The sequence below is a fragment of the Marinomonas sp. ATLA20 genome, from assembly GCF_057180105.1.
Genome location: NZ_JBXUKU010000006.1, coordinates 83,848 through 110,714, shown reverse-complemented (window position 1 = coordinate 110,714; position 26,867 = coordinate 83,848). Strand labels below are relative to the sequence as shown.

Below are 26,867 nucleotides of genomic sequence, written 5' to 3'. Positions count from 1 at the left end.
GAAGAATCAAATGAACTTACATGAATATCAGGCTAAACAGCTTTTTGCTGAATACGGCCTGCCAGTATCTACAGGGTACGCAGTAGACACGCCTGAAGCGGCAGTTGAAGCAGCGAAAAAAATTGGTGGTGATAAGTGGGTTGTTAAAGCTCAGGTTCACGCTGGTGGTCGCGGTAAAGCGGGCGGTGTAAAACTTGTTGATTCTTATGAAGAAGTTGCAGCTTTTACACAAAACTGGTTGGGCAAAAACCTAGTTACTTATCAAACAGATGCAAATGGTCAGCCTGTTGCTAAGATTCTTGTTGAATCATGCACTGACATTGCGAACGAATTGTACCTAGGTGCCGTTGTTGACCGTTCTACTCGTCGTGTTGTTTTCATGGCGTCTACAGAAGGCGGTGTTGAAATTGAGAAAGTGGCTGAAGAAACTCCAGAGCTAATCCACAAAGCGATCATCGATCCTCTAGTGGGTGCTCAGCCTTACCAAGCTCGTGAATTGGCATTTAAATTGGGCCTTAACCCAACTCAAATCAAGCAATTCACTAAAGTTTTCCTTGGTTTGTCTCAAATGTTCCACGACTACGATTTCGCACTTCTTGAAATCAACCCTCTTGTTATCACAGACGAAGGTAACCTTCACTGTCTAGATGGCAAAATCGGTATCGACAGCAATGCTGTTTACCGTCAGAAGAAAATGCAAGAGTTCCACGATCCATCTCAAGAAGATGAGCGTGAAGCACATGCTGCTAAATGGGAACTTAACTATGTAGCTCTAGACGGTAACGTTGGCTGCATGGTGAACGGTGCCGGTCTAGCAATGGGCACAATGGATATCGTTAACCTACATGGCGGCAAACCTGCTAACTTCCTAGATGTAGGCGGCGGTGCGACGAAAGAGCGTGTTGCTGAAGCATTCAAAATCATCCTTTCTGACAGCAATGTTAAAGCCGTATTGGTTAACATCTTTGGTGGTATCGTTCGTTGCGATATGATCGCTGAAGGTATTATTGGTGCTGTAGAACAAGTAGGTGTAGATGTGCCTGTTGTTGTTCGTCTTGAAGGTACTAACGCAGAGAAAGGCCGTGAAGTTCTAGCAAACTCTGGTCTAGACATCATCGCTGCAACAAGTCTAAAAGACGCAGCTGAACAAGTTGTTAAAGCTGCGGAGGGCAAATAATAATGTCTGTTTTAATTAATAAAGATACTAAAGTAATCTGTCAGGGTTTCACTGGCGGACAAGGTACGTTCCATTCTGAGCAAGCGATTGCTTACGGAACGAAAATGGTCGGTGGTGTTACTCCTGGTAAAGGTGGTCAAACTCACCTAGGTCTACCTGTTTTTAACACTGTTAAAGAAGCCGTTGAACAAACTGGTGCAGAAGCATCTGTTATCTATGTTCCAGCTCCTTTCTGCAAAGACTCTATCCTTGAAGCGGCTAATGCTGGTATCAAACTAATCGTTTGTATCACTGAAGGCGTTCCAACTCTTGACATGCTTGACTGTAAGGTTAAATGTGACGAGCTAGGTGTACGTCTAATCGGCCCTAACTGCCCAGGTGTTATCACACCAGGCGAATGTAAGATTGGTATCATGCCAGGTCACATTCATATGCCAGGTAAAGTAGGCATCGTATCTCGTTCTGGTACCTTGACTTATGAAGCTGTTAAGCAAACTACTGATGCTGGCTTCGGTCAATCTACTTGCGTAGGTATCGGTGGTGATCCAATCCCAGGTACTAACTTCATCGACGTATTGGAAATGTTCCAAAACGATCCACAAACTGAAGCGATCGTGATGATCGGTGAAATTGGTGGTACTGCTGAAGAAGAAGCGGCTGCTTACATCAAAGCAAACGTAACTAAGCCTGTTGTATCTTACATTGCTGGTGTAACTGCACCTGCTGGTAAACGTATGGGTCACGCTGGCGCGATCATTTCTGGCGGTAAAGGTACAGCTGACGAGAAATTCGCAGCACTACAAGACGCTGGTGTTAAGACTGTTCGCTCTCTAGCGGATATCGGTACTGCACTTAAAGAAATCACTGGCTGGTAAGCGAGTATTTTAAAGTGTGACTGATTATAAAATCCCTGCTTTGGCAGGGATTTTTTTTGCGCTATTGATATATAAATGGGTGAGAAAATGCGGTGTCCTTTTTGTTTGAATGATAATGGTTGCGAGCTTGATGAAAGCCAGACTTGTTGGTGTTTTAATGTCATAGTCCCTGAAGACATGATGGCGCTTATTCCAGTAAAGCAAAAAGGTGTTGTGTGTGTTTGTCAGCGATGCATCGAGTTTTATCGTACTGATAAGCTAGGCTTCTTAAAGAAGTTTGATTTAGATTAAAGTACTTCTGTTTTTACCCTTCTTTTCACTAGCGTATTAGTATTGAGTTGTGTTTTTAATCAATAATAAAAAAGGAATAAAGATAATGAGTGAAGCGCCAAAAATTTCAATTTATGACATTGTTGTGATTGGTGCCGGCATTGTTGGGCTTTCTACTGCGTGGCAGTTGCTTCAGCGTTATCCTAAATATCGTATCTTGCTCATCGAGAAGGAATCTGAGGTAGGCTTGCACCAAACGGGCCACAATTCTGGTGTAATACATGCGGGCGTCTATTACGCGCCGGGTAGCCTTAAAGCAGATTTTTGCCAGCGAGGTGCGAAAGCCACTAAAGCTTTCTGCCTTCAATACAATATCAAGTTCGATGAATGTGGCAAACTACTGGTCGCAACAAATATTGCTGAGCAAGAGCGTATGGAAGCTCTGTACTTACGCTGTCAAGAAAATAACTTAGAAGTACATAGGCTAGATCAAACACAGCTTAAAGAGCGTGAGCCGAATATAAAAGGCCTTGCTGCGCTTTACGTACCTTCTACTGGAATCGTGAGCTACCGAGAGATTTGTCAGAAGCTTGCCGAACTTTTTGTCGGTAAGGGGGGAGAGCTACGTTTAGGTACCGAGGTGGTTGGTCTTGATGAAAGCCGCGAACGTGTGGCGATCACATTGAATAATGATGTTGTGAATACATCATATTTGGTCAGCTGCAGTGGTTTGATGGCCGATCGGCTGACTAAGATGCTTAATATACCAACTGACTTTCAGATTATTCCATTTCGTGGTGAATACTATCGCTTGCCAACAAAACACAATCAGATTGTAAATCACCTTATTTATCCTATCCCTGATCCTGACTTACCATTTTTAGGGGTTCATTTGACTCGTATGATTGATGGGTCTGTGACGGTAGGTCCCAATGCCGTGCAAGGATGGAAGCGAGAGGGTTATGGTCGAATTAACATAAATCTTCGAGATGTGTTTGATATGGTCTGCTTCCCAGGTTTTTGGAAGTTGCTAAAAAGTCATTGGAAAACAGGGCTCATTGAGACTAAAAACTCTTGGTATAAACCGGGCTATTTAGCACAAGTGCAGAAATACTGTGGTCTTGTTTCATTGGATGATTTACAAGAATACCCAGCTGGAATAAGGGCTCAGGCAGTGATGAAAGATGGCAGTTTGGTGCACGATTTTTTATTCGCACAAAGTGCTCGAACCTTACATGTATGCAATGCACCTTCTCCAGCAGCTACCAGTGCTTTTCCGATAGGAGAATACATTATTAATAAGCTAGACGACCAAATTACGTCAGTTTAGCAGAGCGAAAGTATTGTGAAATAAAGATGGCTTAGTTTGTATTGTGTAAGTGATTCAAGCTAAAGTGACTAATGTATAAATCACTGATAAGGAATAAGTATGACGGGTTTAAAGAAAAATCTAGGCTTTACTCATTTAGCGCGAGGCATTGCAGCGGCGCTTCTTATTACTCAAGTGACGGCATGCGGCACATTGCTTTATCCTGAGCGTCGCGGTCAAACAAATGGTCAGATCGATGTCGGTGTCGCTGCATTGGATGCCATTGGTTTATTGTTCTTCTTCGTTCCTGGTGTCGTTGCGTTTGGTGTGGACTTTATTACCGGTGCTATTTATTTACCAGGTGGCGGTATGGCGAGTTTAACGGAAGATGAATTGAACTCGATTAAAAATGGCCCTGATTCGATAGATGTTGAAAAATTTAAAACTGTAATGGCGCAACGTAGCGATATTAAGCTACCAAAAGATGCTTACACAGACCAATTGAATGTGATGGCGATGTCATCGACTCAATCTCTTAAAACCGCTATGAATATGTCTAACGAGCAAGTTGCTTCTGCTAAGGCCTATTAAATTATTAAACACAGTTAGCCGCTATTAAACTAGAAGGGTAGCGGTTAATTTATAAAGGGTTTGAGTCTTAAGCTGATGGACGCGGTCTTTCGTTTAGGGCTTACGTTAGCTCTCAAGGCATGCTTGATAAACCGTATGTTGCATTGTTTTGAGGTCTTGGCTTTGTTGTAAGTTGACAAGCTTAGCGTTTGTTTTTAAAACTCCTTCCCAAATATTGTCAGCAATGCTGATTGATTCTCCCTGTATTTGTATGATCAAGGCAACATCGTGTTTTTGAACGAGTGCGGATATTTCGCTTGGTGAAAAAACGGTTGCACCGTGGACTTGGGTGCGATTATTCCAGGGTTCATCATCAATAAATGCTGTGATTTCAATAGGTTGTTTCGAGCTTTTATTGTTATCGATTAAGGATTTCGATAAAGAAAAGCACAGGTAATCTATACCAATGAAAATTACTTTTTTTGGTTCAGTTTTGAGCCGGAAAAATTGTTTTAATAGCTGCATTGCTTGAAACATGTCAGATCACACAGTCTTGGTGTAGCGTTGCTTAGGTCTGCCACCGGTTTTGTAATCTAATGCCATGCTGACTTGGCCTTGGGCCTCTAAGTATTCAAGATAGCGTCTGGCGGTAATGCGGCTGAGGTTAATGGCATCACCTATTTCTTCAGCTGTGAATGGGGCGTTCCCCATAGTATCAAGATGCTGAGTTAGTTTTTCTAGCGTGTTTTCATCAATGCCTTTTGGTGTTTTTCGAGTGCTGTCTATCGATGCGCTTTTTCTAAATAAAGCATCTATGTCTTGCTGATCTATTTTATCGTTTTTCGTTATCCGCTTTCTGAAGTCTAAATAATCGTCGAGGGCTTGCAGTACTCGTGACATCCGAATGGGCTTTACTAGGTAATCCATTACGCCTAGCTGGATGGCTTTTTCGATAGTGGCGGTTTCTCTTTCCGCAGTGGTCATCATAAAAGCGGCTCTGATGCCTTTGCTTTTTAAGGATGTTACTAAGTCGATGCCGCTACCATCGGGTAGGGAAATATCTACCATAATAAGTTCAGGGTCAAAAGCCTCTGCTTTTAGGTCTGCTTCTAGCATGCTTTCACAGACAGCGGCTACATAAAAATCTGAGTGTTGGTTGATGGTGTTTTCTAATACGTAGCTAGCACGTAGATCATCTTCCACTATCATGACCGGAATGCGATTCATCTTGTTAGCGCTCGTTTGTCTAAATAAATACTAAAAACAGTGGTATTCATCTCACTGCGTTCCCAATCAAGGCTGCCGTGATATTGATCGACAACCTTTTTCACTAAATAAAGCCCGATACCATGTTGTTCAGAGTTGTGCTTACTGCTGACACCAAAGTCCAAAATCCGACTTTCTAATTTTTCATCTACACCAGCTCCACTGTCTTCTATTTGAATCATGATGTGAGCATTACGATCACTAATATACAGCTTAACAAAAGGTGACGTAAGTAATCTGTTTGACCATGCGGCTAATAGGGCATTATCTATAAGGTTCCCTACCAATGTGACGAGGGCTTCATTAGTTGTGGAGGGATATCGACCAAGCTGACAATCGCTTTCAATAAGCATGTCGACTTTAAGGTCTTTTGCCTTATTGTGCTTAGCGAAAATCAGCCCAGCTACCGCGCTATTTTCAATGGTTTTAATAATTTGTCTTAGCACGACTTGGTCGCCGTCACTTTCCTGTTGAAGGAATTCGATAGCATCCACATAGCGCTCTGCCTGTAACATGCCTGACAAAACATTGAGATGGTTCGAATATTCATGGGTTTTAGCGCGCAACAAGTCGGCGTAGTTTTTTGTGGCAGTTAGCTCTTGTTCTAACGATTTTTCACCATGATCTGCAAAAAATACAATAACGTAACCGACATTGCCATTTTTCACCTTTATTGGATATAAGGTGGCGATGAATTCTAGCTTGCCTAAATTGAAACGGTTTTGCGTAATTTGTCCTTGAGCTTCTAGGGCAAAATGAGAAAGGCTTTGAGATTGATTACTTAATGGCTTTCCGACAACTTGTGACGTACTGAGTACATTCATTGTTAACCATTCAATTGCCATGCTATTGATCGCTGTAATGTTTTGCTCATGGTCAATGGCCACAATACCGTCACGAATGCTGTCTAAAATTAATTCGTGCTCTTTGAATTTCTGAACGATTTCTTCTGGTTCTAAACTTAAAAAAGTCCGTTTGAGTTTTAGGATTAAAAAGCCAGCTATGATGATACCAAGAAGATAAACAAAGCCGACCAGCAGACCTGCTTCTTGCAAATGTTTGAAAATCAGATCGCTAGTAGGTTGGGATAAATAACCAATACTAATCGCACCGATAATTTGACCATCCTTTCGTATGGTGACTGAGTTTCGAATGGCTTGCCCTAGGGTCCCTACAGCGACTTTTGTGTAATCCTTACCATGCCTCAACGCTTGGTAAATATCATCACCGACAAAGCGTTTACCAACCCTTTCTGGTTCAGGGTGGCTTAAACGAATGGCGTTTTTATTCACCACGACGATGTAAGAGGCGTCGGTTTGAGCACGAAGCATTTCTACGTAGGCTTGAATGTCGCTGGCTTTACCTTGGTTGCTTAACTCGACGGCTTGAATGACTTTTTCGTTGTGAGCTATTACTCGGCCGAGTTCTAAGCCTCGTTGGCTAATGCTATCAAGATAGCTTTTTTGTAGGGAATAACCCAGCACTACACCGACTGCCAGTACAATAAGCGTAATGGTGGAGAGAGTAATTAAGGCAAGGTAAGACTTGAGTGTCATTCGCGTATCAGGGTCAATAAAAGATAGAGCGCGATTATACAGTATAGAGTGCGGAGGCTAAACAAAAGGGGAAAGCCATCATGGACTTTCCCCTTTTTTTGAAAATTGGTTATCGGCTAACCGGTCGTTCGCTGTTAAGCGATCGCTTGAACTACAAGTGTCGCAAGAATCAGCATGAAAGCACCGCCAATTCGAGAGGATATTTGTGCAAAAGGCATTAACTCCATGCGCTTACTTGCTGCAAGAACCGCTACATCGCCAGTACCGCCCATGTTAGCCATGCAAAGACCGCCAGTGATGGCTGCTTCGATAGGGTAGAAGCCCATTAGCCAACCGATCAAACCTGCGCCAATTACCGCACCAAGTACTGTGATTAATACCAGTAAGAAGTACATAGGAGACAATGCGTTTAAGATTTGGTTTAAATCAGTATAAGCTACACCGATACCAACCAGTAAAGCAGGGGTTAGGTTTCCTACGACAAATTTATACCAAGAGAATGCTGCTTGCTCTAATGCTTTTGGCATGATGCCAGATACTTTGATGATCGCAATAGACAGAATCATTAGTGCATAAGTGTGCATGCTGATGTAATTCGACAGTAGGGTGCCAATGAAATACATACTAACGGCTAGCAAAGCACCAACCCCTAAAGTGGTGACATTCAGCGATGATGTTTTTTGCTCTTCTTCCTCAGTAGTCTTTTGACCACGAATAAGTTGACCGTTACCTGTTAGGCTGGGTGCTATTTGACCCAGTTTGTGAAGTAAGCCCGCCATAACAATGGCAATGGCGTTACCTATAGCCAGTGCTGGTACCATTTGAGACATCAAGGTTTCAGAGCTCATGCCAGTCTTTCCAGACATTATCTCAACCAAAGGAACGGCACCAGCGCCCATGCCACCCCCCATAATAGGGAGTGCAATCAACATAACCGAATCGTAAAAATCTTTACTTACTAGCATGCCTACTAGACCCGTTAAGATACACGCAAAGAAAGCGGATCCTAAAATAACAGGAATGTATTTTAATGCGGCTTTTTTAAGGGTTTGAGTATCCATTCCGAATATAGAGCCAGTCACAAGGCTTGCTACATAAAAAGCTAAGAAGCCACCGCTTTTCATGAAGGTCGTGACATTGCTTTCGGCGCTAGAAGGGAATAGGCCGCTGTGGAATAAGTAGGCAGAGCCGAAAATAACGACAATGGCACCGCCACCAAAAAACTGATTGATAATCGGTGTTCTATCACCAATGTAGTTAAGGATGAAGCCAACAATAACCATAATCCCTATGGCTCCTATCATTCCGCCTGGCATCATGCCTGCAAAGGTGGCTAATAAAATAGTGATAGCAGCAATAGCTAATATGATTTTACTAGTGCGTTGATCCTGCACCGTCATTACATCATTAGTGATCATTGTAGACTCTCTTTTTTTGCTTGTTTTGATTATGTGGCGCAGTCTACCAACCTTCGATCTAAGCGGAAGTTACTTTTCCTTTAATGAAACTAAAAAGTAGTTTTGAAACTTTAGTAAGAGGCGTTTTTGTGGGGTTTTGCACAATATTGGGTGTGTTCTGTCATGATGCTGCTTGCTGTGGGCCATTAAAACGCCGCTGTTAATTTATTAACAAGACGGCGCTATGTATTGAAACGTATGCAGTAAAAAGTGGATTAGTGGAGGTTGTTTTTTTCGTTATATGATTCAATCCACTGTGTCATGTTGTCAGCAGGCATGGGTCTAGCTATGAAGTATCCTTGTCCTCGTAGGCAGCCCATTTCAATAAGAGCTTGTTCGTGTTCCAAAGATTCAACGCCTTCCGCGATCAGGTGGTAGTTAAACGCTTTGCTTAACGCGACAATGCACATGACAATAGAGCGATCCTCTTGATTGGATAAAATATTTTGCACAAAGCTCTTATCGATTTTTAGCGTATTCAATGGTAATTGCTTTAAATAGCTGAGCGATGCATAACCAGTTCCGAAATCATCGAGTGCTATATGAACGCCTAATTCACAGCATGCTCTTACGACCTCTACAGCGTTGTTAATATCTTGAATTGACACGGTTTCTAAGACTTCAAGTTCCAATAAATTCGGATTGATGTCGGGAATACTTTTTAATAGCTGATTTAAGCGTGGAACGAACCCTTTACTGAGTAAGTGGGCAGGGGCAATGTTTACGCTAATCACTAGGTCGTTCTTTTGCCATAGTGCGTGCTGGCGTAGTGCCTCTTGAATCACCCATTCACCAATAAGAATTCCCGTACTTGGGTGTTCTAATACTTCTGAAAAGTCCCCCGGATGTAGGAAGCCCATAATAGGATGATTCCACCGAATTAGCGCTTCTACGCCGACTAATTGATGATTTAGCATATCTACTTGAGGTTGATAATAAAGCTCGAACTCACAATTTGTAATGCCTTTTTCCGCAGCTTGTAACATTGTTCTTCGTGCATATTGGCGACGTTCCTCATCTGGGTCAAAAAACAGAATGTTGTTGCATCCTAAGTTTTTAGCTTGGTACATGGTTTGATCAGCGCGACGAAGAATCGTATCGGCATCTAAGGCATCATCTGACACCAGAGCCACGCCAATACTCGCCGAAACTTGAACATGGCAGTCAAATTCATCCAGCTCAATTGGCGTATTGATTAGGTCAATAAGGCGATTCAGGAAGCCATTGCATTCTTCTCTACAAGATACATCTCGCAGTAATAAAACAAACTCGTCACCACCAATACGAGAAAGCGTATCGCTTTTACGCATTATCTGCTTTAGCCGGTTCGCAATAGTCACCAAAACATAATCGCCTGTACCATGGCCGTAATTGTCATTCACGGGTTTAAAATTGTCTAAATCCAGAAAGGCGACGGCTGCAGCGTCCTGATTGATGATGACTTGTTGTAAATTTTCGAGTAACAAGGGCCTGCTGGCTAAGCCTGTTAAGTTGTCATAATGTGCCATATCATGGAGCTTTTTTTCCAACTCTGCTCGATGAATAGAGCTAATGATGGCGCGAATAAGTTGTGGGCTTTGTAACTGGCTTTTTAGTAGGTAATCACTTGCGCCTAGTCGCATAGCTTCGGCAGCTACTTCTTCGTCTCCTAAGCCTGTTACCATAATCACAGCGCAATGGTTGGCCATCGTGGTTCGGATGTTATTCAGTAATGTTAGTCCAGAGCTTAACCCCAATCGATAGTCAACAATGACACAGTCATATTCGTCGCTGCGGAGAAAGTCCATGGAGTCTTCTACCGAAGAGGCTTCCGATATAGTGGTTTCTATATCAGATTTAGATAACATTCTGCGTAAACGTTCGCGATCAACATCATCGTCGTCGACAATTAACAATTTAAGGGCGTGACCTTCAATGGCTTCTAGTACTTCCATGATACCTCCAGATTTAACGGTTTGGCTCGACAGCATTTCGATAGGCATCCATTAAGGCCGCGAGTTTTGCAAACTGAGGTCCGACGGCTGATTTGACCATGTAGCCTGCAACATTATTGTCATAAGCTCTTGTGCGATCATTGTCATCATTCGAGGTGGTCAGGATAAAAACAATGGTATCTTGAAGGGATGGATCCTCACGAACATACTCCAGAAACTCGAAACCATTCATGACGGGCATATTTAAATCTAGCAAAACCACATAGGGCGTGGTTAAAAATCGACTTGGATGCTCGTTTTTAAGAATTTCAATGGCTACTTTGCCGTGCTCTGCATAGACTAGGTTTATGTTTGGCGATACCTTCTTTAGGCTACGTGTAATTGATTCTGACGCAACATCGTCGTCTTCAACAACGAGTACGCTTAATTCGTTAATCATGAGTATCCCTCCTTAAGAATCGTGGCCACCATACATGAAAAGTGACGCCTCGCTGATGTTTATTGGCTTCAACACTGATACGTCCCCCGTGGGTTTCTACTAAACGACGGCTAACGGATAGACCAATTCCTGTTCCACTGCGCTCATTCGATGTAACGGTTTGAAATAAGCGAAAAATACGAGAGAACGCGGCTTCTGGAATACCTGGTCCATCATCGCAAATAGTAAAATGACAAAGGTTGTTTTCAGCGACACAGCCAATGGCAATAGAACCGGTATCTTGATCATGATGTTTTATGGCATTACTAATGAGATTACGCATCACGGTTTCAAGTGGTGTCCATGTTGAAGTGAAATGTTCTATATTAATGTTACGAGTAATCGTGATGCCGTCAGGCACTTCTAGTAACTCAAAAATATTATCGAATAGGCTATCGACGTTAATGTCTTGTGTGATGGATTCGGCTTTCCCAGCGCGGGCGTAATTCAGCAGATTGTCAATGAGTTGTTCCATGCGTTGAATACGGACATTAATTCTGTCTAAATTCTTTGTTACATCTGGCAATGTGTCTGTCCCAAGGTCTTCCTTCACCCATTCTAATAAATCTGCAATACCACGTAGAGGAGAGCGTAAATCGTGAGATGCGACGTAGGTAAATTCTTCTAAATTGGTATTGGTTTCACGCAGCTCCTGTTCCAAGCGTTTGCGCTTGGTAATGTCTAATAAAGAAACCAGCACCATTTCATTGTTTTCTTCGTCTTCAAATGGGCTGAGCCCTATTTCAACAGGAAACTCGCGTCCATCTTTATGTAAGGCGGTAAGGTCTCGACCCACGCCCATCATTCTGGGGGTGGGGCTTTGGTGAAAGCTGTGACGTAAATGATCGTGATGCTTGCGATAGCGTTGCGGAAGAAGCATTCCCATCGGCTGATTGATGAGTTCATCAGAGCTATAACCAAAAGACTGGCAGAGTGCGTTGTTAGTCAAACGAATAATGCCTTTAGCATCAATCACCAAGACGCCGTGGGGGGCATTCTGAATTGAGCGTTGGAACATGTTACTTGCTCGTTGCCTCGTTGTGAGGTCGATCAAGGTAGCCAAGACAAAAGTTTGTCCTTCTTGCTCTATGGGGTTTAAGCCAATTTCGATAGGAATGTGTTTACCATTTTTTCTTCGAGCATAAAGAGCTTGGCCAGCCCCCATTTGACGTTTACGAGGTGCACTAAAAAACTGCATCATTAGCTTTTTGTGATTTGCTTGAAATTCGGTAGGGAGTAAAAAATCAATACCTTGACCTAATAGCTCCTCAGGTGAATAACCGAGCACTTCAGAAAGAGTATCATTGATAAAAAGAATTCTTGCGTCAGTACTCACCACCATAGCCGCCATGGGTAAGCAACTGACTAATTGTTGAAAAAAGGTATTATTAACTAACTGTTTGTTTTCTAAGTTATTGTTGCTTTCAGCGACTTCACTATGATCCATCATATATTCCAATAGTAAGAAAGACTCTATTTATAGATAGACTATGAATGTCAGAACGGCAATTGAACAGGTGATTAGATTTGTTAAAAAAAGTATCTATTACAATATGATGGCGTGAGTGAGTGGTAAGAAGGAAGAATAACTCCCTAGGTTGTCTATTTATCAGCCTAGGGGGAATTACATTTTAGTAATTTAGCAGGTCAAGGAAGGAGTCGTGATGAACTCAAGAGGGCTTGTTTTTACCCTCTTAGCTACAGGGAAGCTGCACCGGATTGGTGCTAAAAAGGTAGCCATCAAAATTTGGATCTTTATGTTCAGACAGCAACATTAAGGTATCTTTTACGTTTTCTAAATGACGCCACATCGCCATTCGTGCTATATCCGGTTTCTTTTGTTGAATAGCAAGTAGAATGTTTTCATGATCGACTAACCATTGTTTACGATAAGCCTGATCTTTAATGTGGGAATGAAGTTGTTTCCACATTGGGCTGTTTTCACGTCGTTCCCATAGGTTTTCAACTAGATCGACGAGGACGCTGTTTTGTGTCGCTTCAGCAATGGCTAAATGAAACAGTTTGTCGGCAGCATGATCTTGATCTGTTGAGTCAATGTTTTGTTTTTCTAGCTCCAAGGCATCGCGCATTTTGATAATGTCTTTTTTAGTCGCTTGGGTAGCGGCAAATTCTGCTACGTGGCTTTCAAGCAGTTGTCTTGCTTGCATCATTTCAAAAGGGCCGACATCATCTTTGTCTAGAGATTCTTCAAATTTATCGGATGACTTAACACTGGTTGGCTGCTTTAAAAGATAGATGCCACTGCCCTTACGGACTTCAACGATCTCCATTAGTTCAAGCATAATTAATGCTTCACGAAGTAGTGTCCTGCTGACACCTAATTGCTCGGCAATGTCGCGCTCTGGAGGTAAGCGATCTCCAACCTTATATTCGCCTTGTCTAAGTTCCTCGTATAACTTAAGTCCCACCTCTTGGTATAGGCGCTTTGGTTTTACAAGAGTATTTATCATAGCTTTCTACTTTATTGAGCCAATTCGATGAAAAGAATAGAGATAGATGTGTTACAAGAAAATGTTCAAATAATGAGCGACTCTTATTCCAGCTACAGTGACATTAACTACTGTAGCAATAATATAAGAGTCGCTTGATTTTGCTTATTTGTCGAGTGCTTTTATAGCTTTTACGTAAGGAGCAACAACAGGGTTTTGCTCGGCTTCCTTAAACATTGGAGCAACTGCTTTAATGAAGGGGTCTTTATCAACATCAATGATCTCTACACCCATTTTAGTTGCTTTTTTCAACTCTTCATCCGTGTATTCGCCCCAAATCTTTTTCATATAAGCGGTGGCATCTTTACCAGCGGCTAATACTGCTGCTTTGTTTTTATCAGACAGTTTTTCCCATGTTTTAGTGCTAATAACTAGCACATCAGGAATCATCGCATGACCATCACGAGTATAGTATTTAGCCACTTCACCATGACGATAAGTGGTAACAGCGCCAATGTTGTTTTCTGCACCATCAACAACGCGTTGTTGAAGAGCTGTATACAATTCACCGAATGGAAGTGGTGTAGGAGATGCACCCATCAGCTCCATCATTTTTATTGCGCTTGGGCTTGGTTGAACACGAATCTTCATGCCTTTCAAATCGGCAGGAGAGTGAACAGGCTTGGACGTATAAAAGTTACGAGATCCTGCATCAAAATAAGCAACACCAACAAAGCCGTATTTTGCAGAAGAGCGTAAAATTTTCTGACCAACGTCTTCGCTTTCTAATGCGCGATAGAAGTGCTCACGGTCTCTAAAAATATAAGGAATATTGAATGCGCCATAAGCTGGATCGAATGATTCAAGCTCACTAGCGTTTGATTTCGCCATGTCGAGCGCGCCACTTTGTAATAATTCTAAAGATTCGCGCTGAGTGCCTAATTGTCCATTTGGGTAGACGCGTACTTTTAAATCCCCATCGGACTTTTCTTTTACTTCATCAGCAAAGAATTTTAGTGCTTTGTGAACAGGGGATTTTGTATCGCCATTATGACTAAGCTTAATTGTTTCAGCCAAGGTCATGGATGAAGCGCCCATTAATCCGCCTAGCAAAAGTGCAGAAGCTAAATTTAGCTTAGTTTTTTTGAAGTTTAACATTTTGTAAATCTCCGTTTTGGTATTTTTATAATGCTTTAGATTATCAAAGTGTGTGTGTTCGAATTGGCATAATTGCATGTGGGTTGTTTTTGGTCAACCAATTGAGTTCATTTAGTTGACCAAAATCTATGTTTGGTTCAATATGTCGTCGATTGGTGGAAGCTATTGTGGGCTTTTTATCCCTTCTGGAGGTGGAAAATGACGAAATTTATTCAAGTGGTAGACCGCATTCTATCGACTATTTGCGTCGCCCTGATGGTGACTCTAGTGGCTTGTGTGGTTTGGCAGGTTTTTTCTCGTTATGTTTTGAATGCGCCCAGTACGTCAACAGATGAAATGGCTCGATTTCTATTTATTTGGGTGGGTTTGTTAGGCGCAGCATTTACTTTAGGAAAGAAAAAACATTTGGCGATGGACTTTATGCTGCTGGCATTAGAGGGCCGAAAAAAGGTCATGCTGCAAATGGCAATTACCTTAATCGGTTTGTTTTTTGCCGTTGTAATTATGGTGTTTGGCGGTGGTTCTCTGGTGCTGAAAACACTCAGTAATGGGCAGCTTTCTCCTGTGTTAGGTTTGGAAATGGGCTGGGTCTATGCGGCAATACCGATCAGTGGTGTCTGCATGATTCTTTATCTATTACGAGATCTTTTTGCTCCAACACAAAATTAAAAATCTCTACATGCTAGACGGTAGCGTTTGTTCGTTGCCTTATTTAGTGGTTTAAAATTCTAATAATAAGGATAAAAAAACGTGGAATGGTTAATTGCACTCGTTTTATTCGGTAGTTTTTTCACTATGTTGGTACTTGGTGTACCAATATCCTTTTCCATCGCGATTGCCTCGTTATTGTCTATTATGGTGTCGCTGCCTTTTGATGCTTCACTTTCTGTTGTTTCACAAAAGCTTGCCTCAGGGATGGACAGTTTCACCTTATTGGCCATTCCGTTCTTTATTCTAGCTGGCAATATAATGAACCGAGGTGGCTTGGCATTAAGGTTGATTGAATTTTCTAAATTGTTAGCTGGGCGTTTACCGGGTTCTTTGGGACATGTAAATGTGATTGCAAATATGCTTTTTGGATCGATTTCTGGTTCAGCGGTGGCGGCGGCCGCAGCCGTTGGCGGCACCATGGCCCCATTACAGAAAAAGAGTGGTTACGATCCTGTTTTTTCAACAGCCGTCAATATTACCTCCAGTCCTGCAGGTCTATTAATTCCCCCTAGTAATGCCTTGATTGTTTACTCCCTTATTTCGGGCGGCACGTCTATTAGTGCACTGTTTCTTGGGGGTTATCTACCAGGGTTGTTGATGGGCGCTTGCGTCATGTTAGCTGTGGCTGTGGTGGCTAAAAAGAAAAACTACCCAGTATCCGAAAAAGTTTCTTTAGGCGAAGCTGGCATTGTCACCTTAAGAGCCTTGCCTAGTTTGGGGTTGATTGTGGTCATCATGGGGGGGATTATTGGTGGTGTCTTTACGGCCACGGAAGCCTCTGCGATCGCGGTTGTGTATTCTTTGCTACTAGCGCTAATTTATCGTGAAGTAACCATTAAGGATATGCCGAGCATTATTCTGGGTTCCATCATGACGGCTTCTATGATCATGCTATTGATTGGGGCATCTATGGCGATGGCTTGGGCGATGGCCAATGGAGACATTCCTTACGCCGTGAGTGATGCATTACTGGCCTTGTCTGATAATCCAATTATCATTTTGTTGATTATTAACTTAATTTTGCTTGTTGTCGGTATTTTCATGGATATGACACCGGCCTTGTTAATTTTCACGCCTATTTTCTTACCTATTGCGCAAGAGCTAGGAATCGATCCAGTTCATTTCGGCATAATCATTACGTTTAACTTATGTATTGGTATTTGTACTCCGCCTGTTGGCAGTGCCTTGTTTGTTGGCTGCTCTGTAAGTGGTGTGAAAATCGACCAAGTGATTAAGCCATTATTACCTATTTTTGCTTTGCTTCTAGTAGCGCTAATGGCGGTGACTTTTATTCCAGAAATCACTCTGTTTTTACCTTCTCTTTTGCTTGGGTACTAGTTTAGAAGCTTGCAAATTTTAACGATATTTGGAGATATATATTTATGAAGCCGATTAATAATTGGAAGCTTCTAGGTGTTGAAGGCAACCGTGTAGACGTTCAGTGTGACGATCGACACGTATTACATTTTTTTGTTTTAGAGTCCAACGTGATTCGTGTCTTGCTGAAAAAGAACGACACGTTACAGCTTGAAAACAGCTGGTGTATTTCCCCTAATGACAGTCTTAATGGCAGCGAAACTGGCTGGGAAGGGCGTGACCGTATGAGTACGGAAGGCTTTACTTGTCCAGAGTTTAACGTGTCAGAGCAGGGTGATCAGCTAAGCATTGCTTCTGCATCACTACGAGTGACCTTATCGAAACCATTGAAGCTCACATGGGAATACGCCGACGCGTCCGGTGAATGGCAGTATCTTGCGGCAGACCGTCACAGCGGCGCCTATATGTTGGGCGTACAAAGCAACGACATTCATCATTATATGGCGCGAGATCTGTCCGAAAAATATTACGGGCTGGGCGAGAAAGCCGGTGATCTGAATCGCCATGGTTCTCGCTACCAAATGCGTAATATCGATGCCATGGGTTACGATGCGAAAAACACCGATCCATTGTACAAGCACATTCCTTTCTACATCACCAAAACCGAGCAAGCGAGCTTCGGTATTTTCTACGATAACTTGTCAACCAGTTGGTTCGACTTGGGGAATGAGCTAGATAACTACCATGGCTATTATCGTAGTTACCATGCAGATGAAGGCGATCTGGATTTTTACTTCATGTACGGTGAGAAAGTTGTCGATGTAACCAAAACCTATGTGAACCTAACGGGTCGTACTATTTTTGGTCCTAAATGGAGCCTTGGTTACAGTGGTTCTACCATGCTTTATACGGATGCGGAAAACGCTCAAGAGCAATTGGGTGACTTTATTAAGCATTGCGATAATCACAGCATGCCTTGTGATTCTTTCCAGCTTTCGTCTGGCTATACCTCCATTGGCAACAAGCGCTACGTCTTTAACTGGAACACCAGTAAGGTGCCAAACCCACTTAAATTGAGTGAAGACTTTCATCAAGCGGGTCTTAAACTAGCAGCCAACATCAAGCCTTGTTTACTGCAAGATCATCCACGTTTTGATGAAGTGGCGTCAGAGAATTTATTCATTCAAGACTCTGAATTCGATTCACCTGAATCTTCCCAGTTTTGGGATGACTCCGGCTCGCACCTAGATTTCACTAACCCTAAAACCATCCAATGGTGGAAAACGAATGTTACCGAGCAATTGCTTGAAAAGGGCATTGATTCCACTTGGAATGATAACAACGAATACGAAGTGTGGGACAGCAACGCTCGTTGTGTTGGCTTTGGCAAACCAACGCCAATCAAGCTGATTCGTCCATTGCAGCCATTGCTTATGATGCGTGCGTCTTTTGAAGCACAAACGGAATTTGCACCGACCTTGCGTCCGTATTTGATCTCTCGTTCAGGTTGCCCAGGTATGCAGCGCTATGTGCAAACATGGAGCGGTGATAACCGCACTAACTGGCAAACCTTGCGTTACAACACACGCATGGGTGTTGGTATGAACCTTTCTGGATTGTACAACATGGGTCATGACGTTGGTGGATTCTCTGGTGATCGTCCAGATCCAGAATTGTTCGTACGTTGGGTGCAAAACGGTGTCATGCATCCTCGTTTCACTATTCACTCTTGGAACGATGATAAAACGGTTAACGAACCTTGGATGTACCCAGAAGTAACGCCGATCATCCGTGAAGCTATGACGCTTCGTTACCGTTTGATGCCTTATTTGTATGACCTGCTTTGGCAGGCGCATAAACATCACGAGCCTATGCTGCGTGCTACCTTCTTAGACCACGAAGACGATGCTCGTACTTATGAAGAAAGCGATGACTTCATGCTAGGTAAAGATCTATTGGTTGCGTCTGTCGTAGAGCAAGGCCAACGAACTCGTCCTGTGTATTTGCCTGATAATGGCGAAGGTTGGTACGACTTCCACCGCAATACCTGGTACGCGGGTGGACAAGACATCACTTTGTCAGCGGCACTAGAAGAAATTCCTTTGCTTGCTCGTGCTGGTAGTGTGATTCCTACTAGTAGTCGTATTGCTCATGTGGATGCAGAAAAAGACACACAACGACAGTTCCTGGTTTTTCCATTCAAAGGAGCAGGACAACGTGATTTATCCGTGTTTGATGACGACGGACTATCAACGGGTTATTTAGACGGCAAATACTTACAGCTGAACATGACGTTGAAATCCGATCTTGAACGTATCGACCTAACAGTATCCCGTGAAGGTGAATGGCAACCGGCTTACAACGAAGTACGTTTTGCCTTGCCAGAAAATGAGCTGCGTCCTTTCTATGTCAACGGCAAGCGAGTCGATGCGTCTCAAGCTGTTGCCCTAAGCGAAATGGCCTAAGCCGAGGAAATGACATGAAAAACTTTATGACAGAAGATTTTTTGCTGACCACAGAAACCGCTAAGCGCCTTTATCATGAGTACGCGGCCGAGCAACCAATCTACGACTATCATTGCCATTTGAGTCCTCAAGAGATCGCCGAAAACCGTCGTTTTAGCGACCTTGGTGAAATCTGGCTGGAAGGCGACCATTACAAGTGGCGCGCGATGCGTGCCGCTGGTATTGAAGAGCGTTTGATTACAGGCGATGCGAGCTTCAAAGAAAAATACCAAGCTTGGTCGAAAACCGTACCTCAGTGTATTGGCAACCCAATTTATCACTGGACGCACTTAGAATTGCGTCGTCCTTTTGGTGTCACTGATGTGTTGTTTTCACCGAAAACGGCTGATGCTATTTGGGACCAATGCAATGGCATGTTGCAGCAACCTGAGTTTTCAGCGCGCGGCATCATGCAGCAAATGAACGTGAAAATGGTCGGCACTACAGATGATCCTGCGGACAACCTAGAGCATCATAAATTCATTGCCAATGACAGTAGTTTTGATATTGCGGTCACACCAAGCTGGCGTCCTGATCGTGCCTTTAAAGTCGATCATGTTGGCTTCAAAGATTATCTAAACAAGCTAGGCAAAGCGGCAGACATCAACATTGCACGCTTTAGTGATTTGATCGATGCTTTGGCACAACGCTTAGATGTGTTTGATGCTCATGGATGTCGCAGTGCTGATCACGGGATTGAAATCATGCGCTTCGCCAACGAGCCAAGCGAAGTAGAGCTGGATGCTATTCTGTCCAAACGCATTAATGAACAGCCGTTAACCGAGCTTGAAATCGCGCAATTCTCCAGCGCAGTGCAAGTTTGGCTAGGTAAGCAATACGCGAAAAGAGGCTGGGTAATGCAGCTGCACATTGGTGCTCGCCGTAATAACTCATCTCGAATGTTTAAGCTGGTCGGCGGTGATTCTGGTTTCGATTCCATGGACGATGGTGCGTTTGCCGAGCCATTGTCGGGATTCTTAGATGCGTTAGATCAAACAGATGAACTGCCTAAAACCATTCTGTATTGCTTGAACCCAATTCATAACGAAATGTTAGCGACCATGGCGGGTAACTTCCAAGGCGGTGGTGTAGCAGGCAAGGTGCAATTCGGCTCTGGCTGGTGGTTTAACGATCAATTAGATGGCATGCAGCGTCAGCTTACTAGCGTGGCGCAAATGGGCTTACTAAGCCAGTTTGTCGGCATGCTAACCGATTCCCGTAGCTTCTTATCTTATACTCGTCACGAATATTTCCGTCGTCTATTGTGCGAGATGATTGGTGGATGGGTTGAACGCGGTGAGGCACCAGCTGACATGGTGTTATTAGGTAAAATGGTGGAAGATATTTGTTCAGAAAATGCTAAAAAATACTTCGGCTTCTAAATAAACAAGGAATCATATGATTACCATAAAAACAACAAATACCTTATACGCACCTGAAAAGGTGGAAGTTGGCATCGTTCATATCGGATTGGGCGCCTTTCATCGTGCGCATCAAGCGGTTTATATAGAGAAAAATCTTAACCGACATCAAGGTGGTGATTGGGGGATTTGTGCGGTAAATATTCGCTCGAATAGCCAATTGGTCGACGAGTTAAAAAGCAATGGTTGCCGTTATCATATTGCCGAATATCAAGACAGCCAGAACGTCGAGTTGCGCGAGATCAACGCGATTCGTGATGCTCTATTTGCTGGCGCTGATAAAGAGCCTTTGTTTGCCAAGCTTGTGTCGCCAAAGACAAAGATCGTGACTTTAACCGTCACAGAAAAAGGCTATTACTTGTCACCAGCGGACAAAACACTGCGCCAAGATGATCCAAGCATTCAGCACGACATACAGAACCCAACCGCGCCAAAAACCGCACCGGGAATCTTGGTTGAAGCTTTGTATCGCCGAAAAGAATCTGGTTTAGAGCCGTTCACCATCTTGTCTTGTGACAACATGCCAGAGAATGGTCGTTTAACTCGCCAAGCCGTTTGTGATCTAGCCGCTCTGCGTTCGACCGAACTCGCGCAATGGATTCAAGATAATGTGGCGTTTCCTAGCTCCATGGTCGACAGAATCGTACCAGCTATGTCGGATGATTCTCGTGACCGTTTACAGAAAGAGCTGCAATGCGATGATCAAAATGCGGTCATGTGTGAAGCTTTCTGCCAATGGGTAGTAGAAGACAACTTCCCACAAGGTCGTCCAGATTGGGAAAACGATGGCGTGCAAATGGTGGAAGACGTTCATCCATTTGAAACCATGAAACTTCGTTTATTAAACGGCAGTCATTCCTTGTTGGCGTATGTTGGCTTAGCCGCTAAGCATAAAACCGTGGCACAAGCCGTTGCGGATGAAAAATTTGCGAACTTAATTCGTCACTACATGAGCGTTGAAGCCTCGCCTACCTTGGATCTACCACAAGAGGTTCAAGTACAAACCTACATTGAAAGTCTAGTGAGCCGCTTTGCTAATGACAGTCTGCAGCATCAGTTGTCACAAATTGCGATGGATGGCTCACAGAAAATTCCTCAGCGTTGGTTAAATGGCGCAGAAGAACGTTTAGCGAAAGGGGCGAAACAGGGGGGGCTTAATGCGACAGCACTAGGTATAGCGGCATGGTTATTTTATGTTCGCGGCGAAGATCTAGAAGGTAATCAGCACAAGGTCGATGACCCAATGGCGCAAACACTAAGCGAACTCCATGCTCGTTGTTCTGACCCAGAAAGCTTGGTTAGCGAAGCCCTAAAACTCAACGATATTTTTTCAACAGAAATCAGCCAAAGCGAGATTTTTTCTAATGCTGTGCTGAGCGCATATCAAACAATTATTTCAAGCGGTGTTGCGGAATGTTTGTCATTCAATAGCAGACTATTAAATAACAACACAGCGAATTTCGGAGGATAGAATGGAACATACTTGGCGTTGGTTTGGACCAAATGATGAAACGACGTTGACGGACATTCGTCAAACAGGCGCGACGGGGGTTGTGACCGCGTTGCATGAAATCCCTAATGGCGACGTTTGGCCAGTAGAAGTGATTAAAGCACGTAAAGCCATGATCGAATCGCATTCACTGCGCTGGTCTGTGGTTGAAAGTGTGCCAGTGCACGAAGACATCAAAAAGCGTACTGGTAATTATCAAGAGTACATTCAAAACTACAAGCAAACCCTTCTGAACTTAGCGGAATGTGGTATCGATACGGTGTGCTACAACTTCATGCCAGTGTTGGATTGGACGCGTACGGATTTGGATTATGAACTTCCAGATGGTTCTCGTGCATTGCGTTTTGATCAAACGGCGTTTGCTGCATTTGAACTCTATATTCTAGAGCGCAAAGGTGCAGAATCTGACTACAGTGATGAAGAAAAAGCGCAAGCGAAAGTTTTCATGGAAAACTTAAAAGAAGACGATAAAAATCGCTTGGTAGCGAACATCATTGCCGGTCTTCCTGGTTCAGAAGAGAGCTACACTATTGAGCAGTTCCGTTCTAAATTAGACGAATACGCTGGTATCGACAAAGACAAACTTCGTGAACACTTGAAGCTTTTCTTGGAAGAAATTGTGCCAGCCGCAGAACAAGGCGGTTTACGTTTAGCGATTCACCCTGATGATCCACCACGTCCAATTCTTGGTTTACCACGGGTTGTCTCTGTCAAAGACGACATCGAATGGTTGCTTGGTGCAGTGCCAAGTTCTGTGAACGGTATTACTCTTTGTACTGGTTCTTACGGTGTGCGTGCAGACAACGACTTGGTCGACATGGTGCAACGTTTTGGTTCCAATATCTTCTTCACACATTTAAGATCCACCAAACGTGAAGAAGTGGCAGGCAGCTTTCATGAAGCGTCCCACCTTAGTGGTGATGTAGACATGGTTGGCGTAGTTCGCGCATTGCTTGTAGAAGAGAAAAAGCGTAACGACAACAACGCACCGAGCCTGATCCCAATGCGACCAGATCACGGCCATCAAATCTTGAATGACCTAGATAAAAACTCGAAACCGGGTTACTCGAAACTAGGCCGAATGAAAGGCTTGGCGGAAGTTCGTGGTTTAGAGTTGGGCCTTAAAAGTACGCTGTAAGCTAGCAAATTACCAAACTTAAATGCAAAAATGCCTTCTGTACCGACATGGGACAGAAGGCATTTTTTTCTGGTGAAAAATGAAAAAGAACTTTAGTATCAATAGATAAGCGTTTATGTCGTAGACCTTTTACTGAGAGTAGTTACACCATTTAACAGTGTGTTATTGGTAAATTGGAGCTGAAAAAATATGGCTATCAGTGAATTTGAGATAAAACGTACCGAATCTGAGCTAGAGAAGTATCTTGCTAAGCATCGGCCTCCTGCCCACATTAGACATCAATTAGATATTGGATACCGTATATCTGGACAAAGCGTAGAGTTATTTGAAATTCGACCGCATTGGAAGATAGCGGACTCAAAAATTGAAACGCCGATTGCTAAAGCTACGTTTGTAAAATCGAAAGGTTATTGGAAGGTGTTTTGGATGCGCCAAGATCTGAAATGGCACAGGTACGATGTAAACCCCGAAGTCAGTAGAATAGAGGATTTTTTGCAAATGGTAAGCGAGGATGAGCACTCTTGCTTCTTTGGGTGAAAATATCTAATCACGTATCAACATTGGTCAGTAATATCACCGATTATCTAGCGGATTTCAGCATTGCTTTTACGTTTATTGATAGGGTTTGAAACTGGCTAGTCCCTCTTGATAGACATTATGCCGATTGGAAAGGGGAGTAATGTGCGAAAATCAGACAGGCTTTTTCAGTTAACCAATATTCTGCGTAAGCATCAACCAATTACAGCTAAGCAATTAGCCGAAAAGTTGATGGTGTCAGAAAGAACTATCTATCGCTATGTGGATGATTTGTCTATATCTGGAATACCCGTTTATGGCGAGCCTGGTGTTGGGTATCGTTTGCTAGAGGGATTCGAGTTACCCCCCTTACAATTGACGCCGAGTGAACTGGAGGCATTGATTGCTGGCGTGAGTTTCACGGCGTCTTTGACTGGAAAGAAATTTGCAGCTTCAGCACATTCTTTATTGTCAAAAATTGAGGCAGCATTGCCTAAAAAATCAAAGATGATTTCTAGTGAAGATCGAGTGATTAGGATGCCTTTAAGGCACAGAGAATCTGAAGTCTATAAGGTATGGGGGGATATTCATTCAGCGATAGAATCAGGCTGCTGGCTGAATATTGGTTATAACTCACTTTCAGAAATCGCGACATCGAGAGTTGTATTTCCTCTAGGGTTATTTTACTGGGGTGGTCGATGGACATTAGGCGGTTGGTGCCAGCTGCGTGGTGACTACAGGGATTTTAGATTGGACCGCATAACTAAATTAAATCATTGTGAACATGCGAGTGCTTTGCCAGAAGATGTTTCTTTGTCTGCATACATTGAATTTAAAAGTGCGAAAATTGACTGACACAATGCTGTCAGTAGTGAAGCCTTAGAGTGGGTGCTTAACCCATAATTGAGGCACTGACATGATATATAATAACAACATTGATAATATTGGCGGTATGGAGTTTGCGACCTTTAGGCTTAAAGAAGGCGTAACAGAAACCAGATTAGTAGAGCTATCACATCAAGTAGAAGCCGAATTTCTTAGTCAGCAAGAGGAACTCGTTCTTCACTTTTTGGTACGTGGAACTGATGGTAACTATGCGGATGTGGTAATTGCCAGTTCGCAAGAAAAAGCTGAGGAGTATTGCCAGCAGTGGCTTAGCAACAAGGTGGCGCTACAATATTTAGAACATCTTGATAAAGAATCAGTCAATATGACCTTTTGGACAAGGGTTAATTAGTTATTTTGGCGCAGATGAAAATAGAAGTTAAGAAGCTGTAACAGATTCCCCTAAAATAGAGTTTACAGCGTTAATCAAAATAATGGATTAAAAAGACCAAGTGATGAAAAATCTCACTTGGTCTTTTTGTTTTACCCAAGTATTGACGAGTTAATGAATGGCAAGTAACCAGAATGGCTATCTGTACGCTAGTTTATTTTATGGAAAGGACGGTTATAGTCGAGTCTGGTTGGTCTCTGTAACGTATCTTGATCGTCGGCTCCAGTGTAGAGAGTGTCGTTCTTGATATAAACGATACTGTGTTCTTCAGGGTAGAAGTGGGCGCCATCATATCGCATAGTGCGACTATCGACTTCGGTGACGATTGTGCCATCACTCAGCATAATGCCGTTCCCCAATGTGAATTTGCTAAATGATGTCGGGTTCGGGGCCCCTGGTAAGGGGCTAGTGCAGCCAGCATCAAGGTAGTTTTTGATATCTGTGGTGAATTCGTTATGACTGAAGGATAACGTAACGATATCATAGTGCGCTTCACCTTCTACGTGCCCACAAGGCTTTCTCCAAGAGCCTTCAAGGTCACTGGTCGTCACGGTGGCGTTATATACTTTTTCGATATCGTTAGGATTTTTTTCTGTGTCGTTATCTTCGCTCTCGGTATCCTCGATTTCTGTAACAGGGCTTTCGTCGCTGCCTTTGAAATAATTCCCAATTTTGGTATAGCTTTCATTGCCTACGCAGCCAGCCATTAGTACAGAAACTAGGCTTACTAATACAAGCTTTTCCATAGCGCTTTTCTCCTTACGATCGTGTTAGTTCTAAATGGGATTAAAATAGTCTCGCATAAGGCGAGCAGTAGTAACAAGCATTACACCTGCTTGCTTTTTAATCAAATTTCACTCTGTCTGTTTTTAGCAAAGCGGCACTGCTGGAGTTCACCAACTTGTCGTTCTTTCTTTCGATAAAGAAAACGTCTAAGTTTTCCTCTTTGGCGATTTTTGCGCCTTCTATAGGGCCAAGGCACAACATGGTGGTTGCCCATGCATCGCTGATTCTTGGATCAGTACCAAATACCGACGCTGAGACAAGGTCGTGTGTAATTGGCTTTCCTGTACTTGGGTTAATAATGTGCGAATATTCCACACCATTATCGTCGAAGTGACGGTTATAAGTGCCTGATGTATCAAGCGTTACGCCATCTTCGTTTTTCACTGTGATGACTTTATAGACTTTTGGTGCGCCGTCAGCAGAAGGAATAGGGCTTTGGATTGCGACTCGCCATTGGTCGCCATTTGGCTTGTGCCCTTTGATCTTCATATCGCCACCAAATTGCACCATGTAATTCTCGTAGCCTTTGGATTCTAAAACATGACTTAACTTGCCAATGGTGTAGCCTTCGCCCATGGAAGAAAAATCAAGCTGCAAAAAAGGGCGAGTTTTGCGTACGCGCATATTTTCTTCGTCGACTTCTATCTTCTCTATCCCAAGTTCAGATTTTAGGGCGGTTAATTCCTCTGGTGTTGGTACGTGAAGTTTGTCGGTTTTAAAACCCCATAAATCGAACAAAGGCCCTATAGTTGGATCGTAACAACCTTCTGATTTGGCGTGTATGTCTTGGGCGATTTGAACAAGCTCAACAAAATCTTCGGATACTGGTTGCCAGCCAACGGAAGGGCTGCGGTTAAACTCGGAAATGAAGGAATCTGGACGATAAGTGGAAAGCTCTTTATCAATCTTCGCAAGCGTATCGTTAAACGCAGCTTGTACTTCGGTTACAGGTACTTCTTCTTCCGACCAAAAGCTAATTTGATAGGTTGTGCCTTGGGCGTAACCTTCAACCGTTTGAAGTTCTGGTGGTTCACTGCAACCCACTAAAAACGTTGTCATTAGAATAGTACTAAAGCCTGCAACCTTGGTTACGTTAAAACCAGATTTTATCGAAGTAGACATGTGATTTAAGCCTTATGAAAAGTAAATTCAGTAAGTTTACCAGTGGATTATGATCAACTCTATTAA

At 43.1% G+C, this 26,867-nt stretch carries 25 protein-coding genes; 14 read left to right on the top strand and 11 right to left on the bottom strand.

All coding sequences use genetic code 11. The annotated features are described in order from the left end of the window. Positions 1-10 precede the first annotated feature (10 nt). The 5 genes from sucC to AC2A4J_RS11865 all read left to right on the top strand — a co-directional run bounded on the left by sucC (position 11) and on the right by AC2A4J_RS11865 (position 4,222). Positions 11-1,177 carry an ADP-forming succinate--CoA ligase subunit beta gene (gene sucC / locus AC2A4J_RS11885; RefSeq protein WP_255828654.1) on the top strand — a complete coding sequence of 389 codons (1,167 nt, stop codon included), beginning with the start codon at positions 11-13 and terminating at the stop codon, positions 1,175-1,177. Between the two features lie 2 nt (positions 1,178-1,179). After that, on the top strand, positions 1,180-2,052 hold the full coding sequence (gene sucD / locus AC2A4J_RS11880) for a succinate--CoA ligase subunit alpha (RefSeq protein WP_212915727.1): 873 nt from the start codon (positions 1,180-1,182) through the stop codon (positions 2,050-2,052). Between the two features lie 87 nt (positions 2,053-2,139). After that, the gene (locus AC2A4J_RS11875) at positions 2,140-2,343 is read left to right on the top strand and encodes a cysteine-rich CWC family protein (RefSeq protein WP_484176155.1); all 204 of its coding nucleotides are present in this window, start codon (positions 2,140-2,142) and stop codon (positions 2,341-2,343) included. A gap of 85 nt (positions 2,344-2,428) precedes the next feature. Beyond that, the gene (gene lhgO, locus AC2A4J_RS11870; protein ID WP_484176154.1) at positions 2,429-3,652 is read left to right on the top strand and encodes an L-2-hydroxyglutarate oxidase; all 1,224 of its coding nucleotides are present in this window, start codon (positions 2,429-2,431) and stop codon (positions 3,650-3,652) included. 99 nt (positions 3,653-3,751) lie between these two features. Further along, entirely contained in the window at positions 3,752-4,222 is a 471-nt protein-coding gene (locus AC2A4J_RS11865; protein ID WP_484176153.1) for a hypothetical protein, read from the top strand. Between the two features lie 105 nt (positions 4,223-4,327). Here the strand turns inward: AC2A4J_RS11865 and AC2A4J_RS11860 are convergent, their stop codons facing one another. From AC2A4J_RS11860 to AC2A4J_RS11820, 9 genes are all read right to left on the bottom strand, one after another. Beyond that, positions 4,328-4,738 (bottom strand): nucleoside-diphosphate sugar epimerase/dehydratase, encoded by a 411-nt coding sequence (locus AC2A4J_RS11860; RefSeq protein ID WP_484176152.1) that lies wholly within the window; start codon positions 4,736-4,738, stop codon positions 4,328-4,330. A gap of 6 nt (positions 4,739-4,744) precedes the next feature. Next, positions 4,745-5,428, bottom strand: a complete 684-nt coding sequence (locus AC2A4J_RS11855; RefSeq protein ID WP_255828669.1) for a response regulator — start codon at positions 5,426-5,428, stop codon at positions 4,745-4,747. After that, entirely contained in the window at positions 5,425-7,023 is a 1,599-nt protein-coding gene (locus AC2A4J_RS11850) for an ATP-binding protein (protein WP_484176151.1), read from the bottom strand. Before AC2A4J_RS11850 ends, AC2A4J_RS11855 begins: the two co-directional genes overlap by 4 nt. Before the next feature lie 134 nt (positions 7,024-7,157). Continuing rightward, positions 7,158-8,441, bottom strand: a complete 1,284-nt coding sequence (locus AC2A4J_RS11845; protein WP_484176150.1) for a 2-hydroxycarboxylate transporter family protein — start codon at positions 8,439-8,441, stop codon at positions 7,158-7,160. Between the two features lie 254 nt (positions 8,442-8,695). Further along, positions 8,696-10,414 (bottom strand): GGDEF domain-containing response regulator, encoded by a 1,719-nt coding sequence (locus AC2A4J_RS11840; protein WP_255828679.1) that lies wholly within the window; start codon positions 10,412-10,414, stop codon positions 8,696-8,698. A 13-nt stretch (positions 10,415-10,427) separates the two neighbouring features. Further along, the gene (locus tag AC2A4J_RS11835) at positions 10,428-10,853 is read right to left on the bottom strand and encodes a response regulator (protein WP_255828680.1); all 426 of its coding nucleotides are present in this window, start codon (positions 10,851-10,853) and stop codon (positions 10,428-10,430) included. Beyond that, positions 10,846-12,339 (bottom strand): sensor histidine kinase, encoded by a 1,494-nt coding sequence (locus AC2A4J_RS11830; RefSeq protein ID WP_484176149.1) that lies wholly within the window; start codon positions 12,337-12,339, stop codon positions 10,846-10,848. Before AC2A4J_RS11830 ends, AC2A4J_RS11835 begins: the two co-directional genes overlap by 8 nt. 247 nt (positions 12,340-12,586) lie before the next feature. Then, complete coding sequence (locus AC2A4J_RS11825; RefSeq protein WP_484176148.1) at positions 12,587-13,363, bottom strand: FCD domain-containing protein; 777 nt, start codon at positions 13,361-13,363, stop codon at positions 12,587-12,589. A 144-nt stretch (positions 13,364-13,507) separates the two neighbouring features. Continuing rightward, complete coding sequence (locus tag AC2A4J_RS11820) at positions 13,508-14,500, bottom strand: TRAP transporter substrate-binding protein (protein WP_484176147.1); 993 nt, start codon at positions 14,498-14,500, stop codon at positions 13,508-13,510. A gap of 198 nt (positions 14,501-14,698) precedes the next feature. Here AC2A4J_RS11820 and AC2A4J_RS11815 point away from each other — a divergent pair, with 198 nt between their 5' ends. The 9 genes from AC2A4J_RS11815 to AC2A4J_RS11775 all read left to right on the top strand — a co-directional run bounded on the left by AC2A4J_RS11815 (position 14,699) and on the right by AC2A4J_RS11775 (position 24,854). Then, on the top strand, positions 14,699-15,169 hold the full coding sequence (locus AC2A4J_RS11815) for a TRAP transporter small permease (protein ID WP_484176146.1): 471 nt from the start codon (positions 14,699-14,701) through the stop codon (positions 15,167-15,169). 81 nt (positions 15,170-15,250) lie between these two features. After that, entirely contained in the window at positions 15,251-16,549 is a 1,299-nt protein-coding gene (locus tag AC2A4J_RS11810) for a TRAP transporter large permease (protein ID WP_255828685.1), read from the top strand. Positions 16,550-16,593: 44 nt separating this feature from the next. After that, positions 16,594-18,993, top strand: coding sequence for a glycoside hydrolase family 31 protein (locus tag AC2A4J_RS11805; RefSeq protein ID WP_484176145.1), 2,400 nt, complete (start codon positions 16,594-16,596; stop codon positions 18,991-18,993). A 14-nt stretch (positions 18,994-19,007) separates the two neighbouring features. Further along, a complete protein-coding gene (uxaC, locus tag AC2A4J_RS11800; protein ID WP_484176144.1) occupies positions 19,008-20,414 on the top strand; it encodes a glucuronate isomerase in 1,407 nt (468 codons plus the stop codon). A 16-nt stretch (positions 20,415-20,430) separates the two neighbouring features. Next, complete coding sequence (locus tag AC2A4J_RS11795; protein ID WP_484176143.1) at positions 20,431-21,924, top strand: mannitol dehydrogenase family protein; 1,494 nt, start codon at positions 20,431-20,433, stop codon at positions 21,922-21,924. Position 21,925: 1 nt separating this feature from the next. Beyond that, the gene (gene uxuA, locus AC2A4J_RS11790) at positions 21,926-23,101 is read left to right on the top strand and encodes a mannonate dehydratase (RefSeq protein ID WP_484176142.1); all 1,176 of its coding nucleotides are present in this window, start codon (positions 21,926-21,928) and stop codon (positions 23,099-23,101) included. Positions 23,102-23,290: 189 nt separating this feature from the next. Next, on the top strand, positions 23,291-23,638 hold the full coding sequence (locus AC2A4J_RS11785) for a DUF3024 domain-containing protein (protein ID WP_484176141.1): 348 nt from the start codon (positions 23,291-23,293) through the stop codon (positions 23,636-23,638). Positions 23,639-23,782: 144 nt separating this feature from the next. Then, a complete protein-coding gene (locus tag AC2A4J_RS11780; RefSeq protein ID WP_484176140.1) occupies positions 23,783-24,472 on the top strand; it encodes a helix-turn-helix transcriptional regulator in 690 nt (229 codons plus the stop codon). Between the two features lie 61 nt (positions 24,473-24,533). Continuing rightward, positions 24,534-24,854: a hypothetical protein gene (locus tag AC2A4J_RS11775; RefSeq protein ID WP_484176139.1), complete on the top strand. Its 321-nt coding sequence runs from the start codon at positions 24,534-24,536 to the stop codon at positions 24,852-24,854. A gap of 188 nt (positions 24,855-25,042) precedes the next feature. Here AC2A4J_RS11775 and AC2A4J_RS11770 read toward each other — a convergent pair whose 3' ends face one another. Both AC2A4J_RS11770 and AC2A4J_RS11765 read right to left on the bottom strand, forming a co-directional pair. Then, entirely contained in the window at positions 25,043-25,639 is a 597-nt protein-coding gene (locus AC2A4J_RS11770) for a hypothetical protein (RefSeq protein ID WP_484176138.1), read from the bottom strand. Between the two features lie 97 nt (positions 25,640-25,736). Next, positions 25,737-26,801 (bottom strand): FAD:protein FMN transferase, encoded by a 1,065-nt coding sequence (locus tag AC2A4J_RS11765; protein ID WP_484176137.1) that lies wholly within the window; start codon positions 26,799-26,801, stop codon positions 25,737-25,739. Positions 26,802-26,867 lie beyond the last annotated feature (66 nt).